Annotated in this window: 12 protein-coding genes; 5 read left to right on the forward strand and 7 right to left on the reverse strand. The window is 64.2% G+C overall.

Annotated elements, in window-relative coordinates:
- Positions 1-6: 6 nt before the first annotated feature.
- Complete coding sequence (locus JQ573_RS15770) at positions 7-171, reverse strand: hypothetical protein (RefSeq protein WP_212310707.1); 165 nt, start codon at positions 169-171, stop codon at positions 7-9.
- 1 nt (position 172) lies between these two features.
- Positions 173-448 carry a hypothetical protein gene (locus JQ573_RS15775; protein WP_212310708.1) on the reverse strand — a complete coding sequence of 92 codons (276 nt, stop codon included), beginning with the start codon at positions 446-448 and terminating at the stop codon, positions 173-175.
- A gap of 263 nt (positions 449-711) precedes the next feature.
- On the opposite strand from JQ573_RS15775, the gene corA reads away from it, so the two are divergent.
- The 3 genes from corA to lon all read left to right on the forward strand — a co-directional run bounded on the left by corA (position 712) and on the right by lon (position 4,701).
- The gene (gene corA, locus JQ573_RS15780; RefSeq protein ID WP_212310709.1) at positions 712-1,728 is read left to right on the forward strand and encodes a magnesium/cobalt transporter CorA; all 1,017 of its coding nucleotides are present in this window, start codon (positions 712-714) and stop codon (positions 1,726-1,728) included.
- A gap of 178 nt (positions 1,729-1,906) precedes the next feature.
- Entirely contained in the window at positions 1,907-2,314 is a 408-nt protein-coding gene (locus JQ573_RS15785) for an Hsp20/alpha crystallin family protein (protein WP_212310710.1), read from the forward strand.
- A gap of 11 nt (positions 2,315-2,325) precedes the next feature.
- Complete coding sequence (gene lon / locus JQ573_RS15790; RefSeq protein WP_212310711.1) at positions 2,326-4,701, forward strand: endopeptidase La; 2,376 nt, start codon at positions 2,326-2,328, stop codon at positions 4,699-4,701.
- 192 nt (positions 4,702-4,893) lie between these two features.
- Here the strand turns inward: lon and JQ573_RS15795 are convergent, their stop codons facing one another.
- The 4 genes from JQ573_RS15795 to mobB form a co-directional block, all read right to left on the reverse strand.
- On the reverse strand, positions 4,894-5,178 hold the full coding sequence (locus JQ573_RS15795; protein WP_212310712.1) for a hypothetical protein: 285 nt from the start codon (positions 5,176-5,178) through the stop codon (positions 4,894-4,896).
- Positions 5,179-5,267: 89 nt separating this feature from the next.
- Positions 5,268-6,920 carry an OFA family MFS transporter gene (locus JQ573_RS15800; RefSeq protein WP_212310713.1) on the reverse strand — a complete coding sequence of 551 codons (1,653 nt, stop codon included), beginning with the start codon at positions 6,918-6,920 and terminating at the stop codon, positions 5,268-5,270.
- Between the two features lie 333 nt (positions 6,921-7,253).
- Positions 7,254-7,523, reverse strand: coding sequence for a sulfurtransferase TusA family protein (locus JQ573_RS15805; protein ID WP_212310714.1), 270 nt, complete (start codon positions 7,521-7,523; stop codon positions 7,254-7,256).
- Between the two features lie 56 nt (positions 7,524-7,579).
- A complete protein-coding gene (mobB, locus tag JQ573_RS15810; protein ID WP_092116225.1) occupies positions 7,580-8,107 on the reverse strand; it encodes a molybdopterin-guanine dinucleotide biosynthesis protein B in 528 nt (175 codons plus the stop codon).
- A gap of 79 nt (positions 8,108-8,186) precedes the next feature.
- On the opposite strand from mobB, the gene JQ573_RS15815 reads away from it, so the two are divergent.
- Positions 8,187-10,901 (forward strand): fused MFS/spermidine synthase, encoded by a 2,715-nt coding sequence (locus JQ573_RS15815; protein WP_212310715.1) that lies wholly within the window; start codon positions 8,187-8,189, stop codon positions 10,899-10,901.
- A gap of 529 nt (positions 10,902-11,430) precedes the next feature.
- Positions 11,431-11,766: a hypothetical protein gene (locus JQ573_RS15820; RefSeq protein ID WP_249131715.1), complete on the forward strand. Its 336-nt coding sequence runs from the start codon at positions 11,431-11,433 to the stop codon at positions 11,764-11,766.
- A 586-nt stretch (positions 11,767-12,352) separates the two neighbouring features.
- On the opposite strand, the gene JQ573_RS15825 is transcribed toward JQ573_RS15820, so the two are convergent.
- Positions 12,353-12,592: transposase (locus JQ573_RS15825; RefSeq protein WP_212309602.1), on the reverse strand; the 240-nt coding region annotated here is incomplete at its 5' end.

A 12,592-nucleotide genomic window follows, 5' to 3' on the forward strand; every position in this document is an offset into this window, starting at 1 on the left:
GGTTTGCTAGTGCCCGTGATGCTTGGCCCGCCACGCCGGACCCGGGCCGCGCATGTAATGCGCCTCGGGCCGGTAGCCGCTGATCGGCTCCTCGCCGATCCAGGCGAGGAATTTCAGCATCCCTTCCGCGACGCGGCGCAGCAGGGCAGCGATGAATGAAGCTGCTCGCATCTCAGTAATCCCACTTCTCGCCGAGCACGACCGGCGCCCGGGGATATTTCTCGGCATCGCCGCCGAGCATGCCGATATGGAGATGGCTGCGCGCCCAGTCTTCATGGCCGCGATGCAGCAGCAGCTCGTTGCGCAGCCGATGGATCTTGGCGGCGGCGATGGCGCGGTGGATGGTTCTGAAAGCAAGGCCAATCCGCCGGATGGTCCGCCGCAGCGCCAAGGGCGCAGCACCGGCCGAACCATGCGGCCGGGCATCGTGGTAATGGAGCAAGGTCATGTCCCACCTTCCTGTTGGCGGCGCGCGAGCGCACCGCGTCAGGCCAAGCATGCTGGGACGGCCGTAGGAATTCGAGAGGACCCGCCGCGGTGCGGCATAGGCGCCGCATAAAGACCGGCCGCGCCGCCTGCTGTGAGGGGGCGCCCCCGGACCGTCGGAACAGGACGGACCCGCGCGTGTTGACCAGCGCCCATTCGGTGCTAGCCTTTTTGATCACGAATTGCCGTCAAGCGGATCCGATAACCGCGTCGAGGGTGGAGGCCATGAACCTCGTATCGCCAACTGTCGCAACCGCCGGACCCGTCCCCTCCGATGGCGTCATCGCGGCAGGCGTCTACGTCGAGGGACGGCGCGTTGCCAATATCGCGATCGATGAAGCGGCGGACTGGCGCAACAAGCCGGATCACGTCGTGTGGATCGGCCTGCACGAACCCGATATGGCAATACTCAGTAGCTTGCAGCGGCAATTCCAGCTGCATGACCTCGCCATCGAAGATGCGGATCACGCGCATCAGCGGCCGAAGATCGAGCAATACGGCGATGCGCTGTTCATCGTGGCCCGCACAGCGCAGCTCGACGGCGAAAGTATCGCGTTCGGCGAGACGCATCTGTTCGTCGGCGAGGGATACATCGTCTCGGTCCGACACGGCGCCTCGACGTCCTACACGCCGGTCAGGGAGCGCTGCGAGAGTTGCCCGCGCGCGCTTGCCCGGGGCGAGGACTACATCCTCTATGCCATTCTCGATTTCATCGTCGACAACTACTCGCCGGTGCTCGAGACGATCCAGGACGAGGTCGAGGCGATGGAGGCGGAGGTGCTGGCGAGCGCAATGACGCGGGCGCAGATCGAGCGGCTCTATTTGCTGCGGCGGGATCTGCTGCGGCTGCGCAACGCGATTGGACCGCTGGTGGAGGTCTGCCGCAGGCTGGAGCGCGACGATCTGCCGATGGTGCGCGTCACGATGCGCCCGCTGTTCCGCGACGTCACGGACCATGTCCGCACGATCCAGGAACGGATCGACTCGCTGCGCGAGGTGCTTGCCTTTGCATTTGAAGCAAGCCTGCTTGTCGGTCAGGCGCAGGAAACGGCGATCTCCAAGAAGCTCGCCTCATGGCTTGCGATCGTTGCGGTGCCGACCGCCGTCGCCGGCATCTACGGTATGAATTTCAAGTACATACCGGAGCTGCAATGGGAGTACAGCTATTTCGTCGTGATGGGCCTGATGCTGGTCGTATGCGGCGGGCTGTTCTGGCGATTCCGGCGTTCCGGCTGGCTGTAGGCGGCGATCCGAACATCGAGCCAGTCTGATCTGGGCAAAGCACAGCGGCGCAGCGCGAGCACGTGCAAATCGCCAACAATTTGGACAATTTTTCCCTCGAACGACCCCGCCCGAAGCCGGTTTACCGTCGGCGGCAAGACCGGTAACGTCGCCTCCCAATGCGACGTGGAGAGTGCCCATGCGGCCCAAGGATCAGGTCAACTGGATGCTGACGGATGCGATCGAGGCGCTCGCCCGCGCCGAGCGGTTGCACCAGAGCTTCCTCAATTTGCACCCGCGCGGGGAGGGCAGCGAGCCGAGCTGGGAACCGCCGATGGACGTGATCGAGACCGAGGAGGAAATCCTGATCCTGGTCGCGCTGCCGGGGGTCGATCCCGAAGAGGTCGAGGCCGCGCTCGACGGCGGCACGCTGGTGATCTCCGGCCGCCGCATCCTGCCCGCTGAACTCCGCAACGCCCGCATCCTGCGCCTCGAGCTGCCGCAGGGCCGCTTCGAGCGCCGCATCACGCTGCCGACCGGCCGCTACACCATCAGCCGCTTTGCCGCGCATGGCTGCGTCGGCCTGCGGCTCGGAAAATCGAGCTGAGGGATTTCGACATGGCTGCAACAGACGTTTCAAATCCGGCGAGCTCGGCGCCGATCCCGAGCGACGCAACGATCATCGTCCCGGTGCGCAACACCGTGCTGTTTCCGGACGTCATCATTCCGATCACGATCGCGCGCGCAACCTCGATTGCCGCCGCCCAGCAGGCGGTGCGCGAGCAGCGGCCGATCGGCATCCTGCTGCAGCGTGATCCCGAGGCCAACGATCCCGGCCCCGACGGGCTGTACCGGGTCGGCACCGTCGCCAACATCGTGCGCTACATCACCGGCGCCGACGACAGCCACCATCTGGTCTGCCAGGGCGTGCAGCGCATGCGCGTGCTCGACTATCTGCCCGGCACGCCGTTCCTGGCGGCGCGCGTGCTGCAGATCCCCGAGCCGACCACGACCTCGCCCGAGATCGAGGCGCGCTTCCTCAATCTGCAGCGCCAGGCGCTGGAGGCCGCGCAATTGCTGCCGCAGACGCCGCCCGAATTGATCGCCGCGCTGCAGGGCACGACGTCGCCTGCGACGCTCGCCGATCTTGCGACCTCTTACATGGACATCAAACCCGCGGAGAAGCAGGACATTCTCGAGACCGTCGACCTCGTGGCGCGGATGGACAAGGTCTCGCGGCATCTCGCCGAGCGTATCGAGGTGCTCAGGCTGAGCCAGGAGATCGGGCAGAAGACCAAGGCCGTATTCGACGAGCGGCAGCGCGAGGCGATCCTGCGCGAGCAGATGGCGACCATCCAGCGCCAGCTCGGCGAAGGCGACGGCAAGGCCGCCGAGGTTGCCGAGCTGACCAAGGCGATCGCCGAAGCCAAGATGCCGCCGGAGGCCGAGAGCCAGGCGCAGAAGGAATTGCGCCGCTACGAGCGGATGCCGGAGGCCGCGGCCGAGTCCGGCATGGTGCGCAGCTATCTCGACTGGCTGATCGACCTGCCCTGGAGCCTTCCGGAGGAGAAGCCGATCGACATCGCCGAGGCGCGCAAGATCCTCGACCAGGACCATTATGGCCTGGAGAAGATCAAGAGCCGCATCATCGAGTATCTCGCGGTGCGCAAGCTCGCGCCCGGCGGCAAGGCGCCGATCCTGTGCTTCCTCGGGCCGCCCGGCGTCGGCAAGACCTCGCTCGGGCAATCGATCGCACGCGCGATGTCGCGGCCGTTCGTTCGTGTCAGCCTTGGCGGCGTGCATGACGAGGCCGAGATCCGCGGCCATCGCCGCACCTATATCGGCGCGCTGCCCGGCAACATCATCCAGGCCATCAAGAAGGCCGGCGCGCGCAATTGCGTGATGATGCTGGACGAGATCGACAAGATGGGCCGCGGCATCCAGGGCGATCCGTCGGCCGCGATGCTCGAAGTGCTCGACCCCGAGCAGAACGGCACCTTCCGCGACAATTACCTCGGCGTGCCGTTCGACCTCTCGCGCGTCGTCTTCATCGCCACCGCCAACATGCTCGACGGCGTTCCGGGACCGCTGCTCGACCGCATGGAGCTGATCAGCCTCCCCGGCTACACCGAGGACGAAAAGCTCGAGATCGCCAAGCGCTATCTGGTGCGCCGCCAGCTCGAGGCCAACGGGATCAAGGCCGACCAGGTCGAGATCGATCCGGACGCGCTGCGGCTGATCATCAAGAGCTACACCCGCGAGGCCGGCGTCCGCAATCTGGAGCGCGAGATCGGCAAAGTGCTGCGCAACGTCGCGGTGCAGATCGCCGAAGGCAGCACCAGCCACGTCACGATCGCACCGAAAGACATCGTCTCGCTGCTCGGCCAGCCCAGGTTCGAGAACGAGATCGCGATGCGCACCAGCATCCCCGGCGTTGCCACCGGGCTTGCCTGGACGCCGGTCGGCGGCGATATCCTGTTCATCGAGGCCTCGCGCACCCCGGGCCGCGGCGCACTGATGATCACCGGACAGCTCGGCGACGTGATGCGCGAGAGCGTGCAGGCCGCACTGACGCTGGTGAAGAGCCGCGCCTCCCAGCTCGGCATCGACCCCGCCGTGTTCGAGAAGAGCGACATCCACGTCCACGTTCCCGCCGGCGCGACGCCAAAGGACGGCCCGAGCGCAGGTGTTGCGATGTTCACCGCCCTCACCTCGCTGCTGACCGATCGCACCGTGCGCAGCGACACCGCGATGACCGGCGAGATCTCGCTGCGCGGCCTCGTGCTACCGGTCGGCGGCATCAAGGAGAAGGTGGTCGCCGCCGCGGCCGCGGGCCTGACGCGGGTGATGCTGCCGGCGCGCAATAAGCGCGACTACGACGACATCCCCGCCGGCGCCCGCGCCAAGCTCGAGTTCATCTGGCTCGAACGTGTCGACGAGGCAATTGCGGCCGCGCTGGAGCCCGCCAAGGCGACACCCGCCGCGGCGGAGTGATTGCGTCTCAATAGAAAAAGGGGCGTGCAGCGACCGCTGTCACGCCCCTTTGCTCCGTGCAAGATGGGCTGACACAGCCCAACCACGTCATTGCGAGCGCAGCGAAGCAATCCATTTCGCCGCATGCGCGGAGCAATGGATTGCTTCGTCGCTATCGCTCCTCGCAATGACGGGTTACGTACATATGCGGGCTCAGGTCTTGGCCATGCAGTCCGAGATATAGAACCAGCGGTCGTCGCCGGTCAGTCCCTTCTGCTTCACCTCTTTGCGGCAAGCCTTGAGCTTGGGCTTGTTGGCGCGCCACTGCTCCTTCATCGCCTTTAGCTTCTCCATCGTCAGCTTGATCTTCGACGGCTTGGCCGTGGTGGTGGTGGTGGCGGCCGGTGCCGGCGCGGTCGGCGCCGCGGTCTGGGCTGACGCGGCATGCAGTCCCAGGGCGAGCAGCGCGGCGGCAAGGCAAATCCGGGTGCGAAACATTGAAATCCCCCAATCCGATTTCTGTTCAAGGAATAGAGCGAATGCCGCGGGCGCCGGGAATCGGCGGCCCGCGGCGATGATGGTCGCGATCAGAGGATTTTGACCGCGCTGAGCAGCGTCATGTAGATGCCCCAGGCCAGCGGAACGCCGACGAACAGCCAGAACAGCGCCGCCCTGCCGTCCAGACCGCCCTTGCCGATGCCGAACGATCCGGTCGCGCCGTTGCCGCCGGTCGCCGTCGCCGCCTGCAGCTTCGCCACCTCGGCGTCGCTCATGTGCCATTTCGGATCGACCGGCTTGATCAGATAGTTGCAGATGAAGCCGGCGATCAGCATGCCGCACAGGATGTACATCGTGGTGTTGTAGAGCTGGTCGCGCGGCACGCCGGCGGCGAGCTGGAATTCGCGAAGGTAGTTCACCACGACGGGACCGATGATGCCGGCGGTCGACCACGCCGTCAGCAGACGGCCATGGATCGCGCCGACGAACTGGGTGCCGAACATGTCGGCCAGATAGGCCGGCACGGTGGCGAAGCCGCCGCCATACATCGACAGGATGATGCCGAGTCCGAGCACGAACAACAGCTTCGAGCCCATCGCGGCGAAGGTCGGCGCCAGCGCATAGAGCACGATGCCGAGCACGAAGAACGTGTAATAAGTGTTCTTGCGGCCGATCTTGTCCGACAGCGAGGCCCAGAAGAAACGACCGCCGATGTTGAACAGCGACAACAGGCCGGCAAAGCCGGCGGCGATCGCCGCGATCTGCGCCTTCTGCGATGCGTCGAGCGCATTGAATCCGACACTGGGCAGCCCGATCAGCTTGCCGGCGAAGATCTCCTGCAGCATCGGCGAGGCCATGCCGATCACGCCGATGCCCGCCGACACGTTCAAGCACAGCACCCCCCAGATCAGCCAGAATTGCGGCGTCTTGTGCGCGTTGTCGAGGTGAACGTTCTTGGTCGAGATCATCGCGTTGGATTTGGCCGGCGGCGTCCAGCCGTCCGGCTGCCAGCCGGACGGCGGCAGGCGATAGCGGAACGCACCGATCATCATGAACACGAAATAGATCGCGCCCATGGTGAGGAAGGTCTCCCAGGCGCCGACCGAGGTCGGGGTCTTGAAGTAGTTCATCAGCTTGTCGGCGAGCGGCGCGCCGATCATCGCACCGCCGCCAAAACCCATGATCGCCATGCCGGTCGCCATGCCGCGGCGATCCGGGAACCATTTCACCAGCGTCGACACCGGCGAGATGTAGCCAAGGCCGAGGCCGACGCCGCCGATCACGCCGGAGCCGAGCCACATCAGCCACAGCTGATGGGTGATGATGCCGATCGCGCCGAGCACGAGGCCGCCGCACCAGCACAGCGCGGCGACGAAGCCGGCCTTGCGCGGCCCGACCTTCTCGAGCCAGCCGCCCCACACCGCAGCCGAGACGCCGAGCACGACGAAGAACAACGTGTACATCCACCCCAAGCTCGCGACCTTCCAGTCGCAAGTCGTCGTGAACAATTCCTGCACCAGCGAGATATCGGGGCACGCCTTCGGCGCGGTCAGCCCGATCGCGCGCGACAGCGGCAGCCAGAACACCGAGAAGCCATAGGCCATGCCGATGCACAGATGGATGCACAGTGCCGCCGGCGGCACCAGCCACCGGTTGAAGCCGGCGGTCGCGATCGTGTGTTCCTTGTCGAGGAAACCTGCGCCTGCCGCGGATACGCGCGCGGCGCTGCTCACTGTGGTCATTGACTCCTCCCCTGCAGCGGCCGTTGTCGGGCGCGTCTGCGTCTTCGATCCCGTCTCAGCCCGGTCTCAGCCCTTTGCGGCCAGCGTCAGGCGGCTGCTCCGCACATTTCCTCGATGCGCCGGGACCAACCACGCGCATTTCGCAAATGCTAACCCCCAATACGACCGGATATGCCCAGCCGTGCCGTCCCTGATCTGGACGCAGGCCGGCCGTCGTCCGCCGATGTGCCCCGATCCGGGCACAGCTCAATCTCCGCAATCCAGCGGAGATTATCAATTCGCGCAGAATGGAAAATAGGTGTCGATTGGCAAAAGGTAGATATCAAGCCGGATCTAGCGCGTACGCGGCGCTGCACCATTTGAATTATCTATCGATCCATTGGCCTTCTCGATCAGGAAAACGATCCGGGCGTCGCTTCGTTCGGTGATCTCGACCCTGTCGCCGGTCTCCTGGATGAGCGCCGGGATATCGATCACCGAAAGCGGATCGGTGCAGTGCACTTCGAGGAAATCTCCCGCCGTCACGCTCTTCAGGGCCTTGCGCGTCTTCAGCGCGGGCAGCGGGCATTTCAGGCCGGTGAGATCGAGCTTTATCGTGGTCATGGTTCGACCATGGCGAAGCCGTCATACATCGTCAACGGCGGCACCTTCTCACCCTGTCAGCTTTCAGCCGCGGCCGAAGCGAGCACATCGTCGACCGGAATAGCGGATCGCAGCATCAATTCGGCGACGTCCTCGATGTCGTCGAGATGCGCGACCGGCAGCCTGGTTTCGACCGCAACGTCGCTGGCGATCCCGACCACGCGCGGGTCGTCGGGGAATAGCAGCGGCTTGCCGTTGGCGGCGCGATACACCTCGATCTTGTTGACCGGCTCACGCTTGAAGCCCTCGACCACGACCAGATCGACCTGCGCCATCTTGGCGAGCAGTTCCGGCAGCCGCGGCTCGCTGGCGCCGCGCAGCTCGTGCATCAGCGCCCAGCGCCGCGTCGAGGACACCAGCACCTCGGTCGCGCCCGCCTGCCGGTGCACCCAGGAGTCCTTGCCGGGAATGTCGACATCGAATTCGTGATGGGCGTGCTTGATCACGGAGACGCGCAAGGCCCGGCCCAGCAGATAGGGGATCACCCGCGACAGCAGCGTGGTCTTGCCGGCTCCGCTCCAGCCCGCGAGGCCTATCACTTTCATACGCAATCTCCGCAGACATATAACGTCCAGTGCTGCTTATATCAGCCTTGGCGCAATGTCATGCCAGCCCCGCCGGCGGATGGCGATCGATCAGGCCCCCAAGGGGATCGCCTTCGGAAACCCCTGGAGCAGCTGCGCCCACGGCGGCGCGAGCGCGACCGGGCGGCCCCATAAGGGCAATATTAACGGCATTTGCCGTACCAGTTCTCCCGATCAATGGGAGGCCTGTCCAGTGCCCAATCGTGATGGTGTTCGAGACGCCATAAGCCTGAAGAACAGGGTTCTGGTCACGGCGATCTTTCTGGCATCCGGCGCGGCATCCCTGATCCTCCAGGTCCTCTGGTTCAAGCAACTGCAATTCGTGCTGGGAAGCGCGACCGTCTCCGTCAGCGTAACGGTGGCGAGCTTCTTCTTCGGTCTCTCCCTGGGCAGCGCTTTCGGGGGCCGGATCGCCGACACCGTCAGCCGCCCCCTGAAAATCTACGGCTTTCTCGAACTCGCGCTCGCGGTCGTTTCCCTGGCGGTGACCGCGTTCCTGTCGCACTGGTCGACATGGGTGGGCTGGCTGTCGCCCATGCTGGACCTGGAGTCCCCATTCCGGTTGCCGCTCATGGTCGCGCTGTCGCTCGCCATCCTGTCGCTGCCGACGATGCTGATGGGCGCGACCCTGCCCTTCCTCGTGAAGTTCCTGACCCGCACGCAAACCGACCTCGCCAATCGCATCGGCCTGCTCTACGGGTTCAACACCCTGGGCGCCGCGATCGGCACCCTGGCTGTCGGCTTTGTCCTGATGGGCCTCTGGGGGATCACCGGATCGAGCCTGGTCGCAGCAGGCCTGTATGTCTGCGTCGGCGGCTTCGCCCTGCTCGTTGCGCGCGGCGCAAGCCCGCTGTCGCCGGTCACGGCGGAAGCGCCGGCGCAAACCGCCGGGCCGGGGCATCGCGGCACGTCTATCCTCATCGCGATCTTCGCGTGCTCCGGCTTCGTCTCCATCGCTTATGAAGTCGTCTGGTTCCGCTTCCTGACCAATGTCAGCACCTCGAGCGTTTACGCCTTCTCCGGCATGCTCGGTGTTTACCTGCTGGGCCTGGTGATCGGCGCCCTGATCTGCGCGAGGCTGCTCGCACCCCGCAAGGATCAACTGCTGCGATACTTCGCGGTCACACAGCTGCTCATCGCGGTTGCGGCCACGCTGACCGTCGGAATCCTCGGCAAGGCGCGCACCGTGGAAGCCGTGCTGTCTCCCATCGTATCGGGCCTGGTTCCAGTTCCGGCGCAGGAGCTCTTGGGAGGTGATGTTTCATTCTTCCTGATCTGTGCCGTCGCCCTATTGCTGCCGACCACGCTGATCGGCGTCAGCTTTCCGCTGGCCAGCGAACTGACGGTGATGCAGATGAGCGCGCTGGGCCGTCGAATCGGCACGCTCTACGCCTTGAACACGATCGGCGGCGTGGTGGGCTCCCTGGCGGCAGGGTTTCTTCTGATCCCCTATCTGGGGAGCCAGGGGGCGCTCACCGCCCTGATTGTTCTGAATGTCCTGCTCTTTGTCGCGACGACCATATCGCAATCGGATCTTCTGAAAGAAAGCAGCCTGTGGCGGCAAGGGGCGGTCGCCGCAAGCATCATCGCCGTAGCGCTCCTCCTCTTCACCCCGCACTATCTTGAACGGGTCCTGACCTCGATCGAAGGCGGCAATGTCCTCGAGCTGCGCGAAACCAAACAAGCAACATTTGCGGTGGTCGAGTATCGCGAGAAGGCAGCGGGCACCTATCAGCAATTGGTGGTGAATTCGAAGAGCTATGCCAACAACCGTCCCGAGGGCCGACGCTACATGGCCGCGATGGGGCACTATCCCATTCTGCTGCACCCGGGCCCGGTTGAAACGGCGGTCGTGATCTGCATCGGGACCGGCACCACCGTGGGTGCGGTCAGCACCCATCAGGAGTTACAATCCATCGATGCGGTCGATCTGGCCTCGACGGTTTTCGAGTTTGCGCCCCGCTTCGTGCCGATCAACAAGCAGTTCTATCAAAACCCCAAGGTCCATCAGATCGTCGCGGACGGACGCCATTTCCTGCTGGGGACAAGCGAGACATTCGACGTCATCACCCTCGAGCCCCCGCCGCCCCATGACGCCGGCGTCATCAACCTCTACACAGAGGAATTCTATGCGCTCGCAAAGCAGAAGATGCGCCCCGGCGGCGTTCTCGCGCAATGGGTGCCGCTGGATTTCAACCGCGGCATTCTTCCGAAGATGATCCTCAAGGCGATGATGGGCCAGTTCAAGCACGTCTCCCTGTGGTTGCCGTCCAGAATGGAAGGCGTGGCCATCGCCTCCGATGAACCGCTGAAAATCGATCCTCGCGTGCTCGCCACGCGCATGTCCAAACCGGGGGTGGCTGAAGACCTGACAGCAAACGGGCTGCGCTCGCCCGAGGATTTCCTGGCGACGTTCATCGCCGCTGATGAAAAGCTCGTGGCCTTTGTCAGGGATGTGCCGAGTCTCACGGATGATCGGCCGCGTCTCGAATATTACAACTGGTATCCGCTGAGTTCGGTCAGCGTGGACGAACTGAAGCGCCTCCGCGAGCCCGTGGAGACTTATCTTGCCGACAAATCCATCGACGAGGCCCGTCTCGACACCGCGCGTACAGTGGCCAATGCGATTCTGGATGAGCACCAAGCCACGGCTGAGGGCGACAAGTCCGCCGCCCGTGCCGCGCTTCGCCTGGCCGTCAAACTGGATCCGGATAATTCCTATGTCGGCTTTCTGGACCGCAAGCTGCGCGAGTGATCGGGCAACCTCCTGGAGGACCGCCTTCGGAAACTCCTGGAGCAGCTGCGCCCACAGCAGCGCGAACGCGATCAGGCCACAGTCGCGATATCCCCGAACCAGTTCACGGGCCGCCGCCCGGGGCTCACCCCGCGTGGGCTCGTTATCCTGCAGGATCAGTCGGTCCGTTGACCGACAGGTCGCCCGGGCTTGGCAAGCCTTACCGGTCGGCTCTCTCTCGGGGGCTGGCCACGCACCCGGAACCGCTTTCGCGGGCGCTGCGTCTCGACCGACAGCACCTCTTCCAACGTCGTGTTCCTAAAGCGAAGCCTTCTTAACATCGCACCGCTCCCTGAGCGGGTGGGAGCCCCATTGGTAGCTCAGTTACCGACGCCTTCGACAGGGCTCATGTCGGTGACGGAAGATAACCAACGACCGCACGCTTTGCTCCAAAAGAACCATTGCACCTTCGTCTCACATCAGGCGCCATCCGACTATCCAGCGGATATACCTCGAAGTTTCCAATGCACGGGGCGACCGGAACACGATAATGTGCAGCGCCGGAGCACCAGCCATGCCTCGCTCGCCTTCGATCGTGCCGCACCAAATCGACCACGACACCTATCTGGTGCTGAACGATTTTGGACGGCTTGGCCGCGCCTGGTGCGAAACCGATGAAGAAGGCAGCGACCGGAAAACGCTGATCCGCCGCCTGCTGGATGACCATTACAGCCATCCGGTCCGCATCGTGGCCTTCAATACCAACGAAGGATGGTCGCGCGACGTCACGACCGATATTGCCGACGAGCTGCGGCGCCGCTTCGTCGAATACGATGAGGTCCCGCGCTCCGTGCTGGAGTTCGTCGAGACGGCCATGCGGCACTGAGCCGGATCCGGTCGCACCGAGACCTGCGGCAAAACAACCCGACGGGCAACTCAGCAAAAACCTGTCAATCCGCGCGCGCAAAAATATTTCGCTTTATCAGAAAACAAACTCAGTGTATGAATTGCCCGTCTCACCCGATCGAGGGGCGCTGCGCATCGTCACGGGTGTTGCGGTGAGATGCGGTGGACGCCGATCATGCCGGAGACGAAAGCATGTGACGCGGACGGCGAAGTCGTGTGGTCCTGACGCCCTAGCGGCAGGTGTCCTCTCGCAAGATGCGCAAGCGTTTTGCGAAGGCGGTGACAAGCAAGCCCAGTCTCGCCGGGGAGAGCACGAAGTAAGCCGTAACCCATCGCGCAGGGAAAGCCGGATTGCTCCGGTTACACCTGTGGTCCTACCCCCGTGCTTTCTACCTTTTGCACGGGGCCCATGGGTGCGATCGGCACCCGGCTTTCCCTGCGCCCTCTTCAAGAGAGGGCGGAAACGAAGAGCAAAGCTCGGGCAGATCATGTCGCGAGAATGCGAATGTTTGACTCACAGGCCGTGCAACAAATTCAGTGTCGTCCCGGGCTTGACCCGGCAACTGTTATGTTGGTTTGGTCTGCAGGTACGGCTTCCGGTCTCGCATCATGGCATTGAGGACCGTGAGCAGCTTCCTGGCGACGGCGATGAGGGCGAGTTTGGCTGGTTTTCCGGCCTGTCGCAGTCGTGCATAGAAAGCCTTGAACGGATCGGCTCTGCGAACTGCATTGAGGGCCGCCATATAAAGGGCGTCACGAACGCGCTTTCGGCCGCCCGCAATCTTGCGCTTGCCGCGGAAGGCGCC

This window comes from Bradyrhizobium sp. AUGA SZCCT0105 (assembly GCF_018129565.1).
GTDB lineage: Bacteria > Pseudomonadota > Alphaproteobacteria > Rhizobiales > Xanthobacteraceae > Bradyrhizobium.

What these genes read in the sequence shown, in the direction of transcription:
- JQ573_RS15770 (WP_212310707.1), bottom strand. Translation starts at nt 171, where the DNA reads ATGCGAGCAGCTTCATTCATCGCTGCCCTGCTGCGCCGCGTCGCGGAA.
- JQ573_RS15775 (WP_212310708.1), bottom strand. Translation starts at nt 448, where the DNA reads ATGACCTTGCTCCATTACCACGATGCCCGGCCGCATGGTTCGGCCGGT.
- corA (WP_212310709.1), top strand. Translation starts at nt 712, where the DNA reads ATGAACCTCGTATCGCCAACTGTCGCAACCGCCGGACCCGTCCCCTCC.
- JQ573_RS15785 (WP_212310710.1), top strand. Translation starts at nt 1,907, where the DNA reads ATGCGGCCCAAGGATCAGGTCAACTGGATGCTGACGGATGCGATCGAG.
- lon (WP_212310711.1), top strand. Translation starts at nt 2,326, where the DNA reads ATGGCTGCAACAGACGTTTCAAATCCGGCGAGCTCGGCGCCGATCCCG.
- JQ573_RS15795 (WP_212310712.1), bottom strand. Translation starts at nt 5,178, where the DNA reads ATGTTTCGCACCCGGATTTGCCTTGCCGCCGCGCTGCTCGCCCTGGGA.
- JQ573_RS15800 (WP_212310713.1), bottom strand. Translation starts at nt 6,920, where the DNA reads ATGACCACAGTGAGCAGCGCCGCGCGCGTATCCGCGGCAGGCGCAGGT.
- JQ573_RS15805 (WP_212310714.1), bottom strand. Translation starts at nt 7,523, where the DNA reads ATGACCACGATAAAGCTCGATCTCACCGGCCTGAAATGCCCGCTGCCC.
- mobB (WP_092116225.1), bottom strand. Translation starts at nt 8,107, where the DNA reads ATGAAAGTGATAGGCCTCGCGGGCTGGAGCGGAGCCGGCAAGACCACG.
- JQ573_RS15815 (WP_212310715.1), top strand. Translation starts at nt 8,187, where the DNA reads ATGGCGATCGATCAGGCCCCCAAGGGGATCGCCTTCGGAAACCCCTGG.
- JQ573_RS15820 (WP_249131715.1), top strand. Translation starts at nt 11,431, where the DNA reads ATGTGCAGCGCCGGAGCACCAGCCATGCCTCGCTCGCCTTCGATCGTG.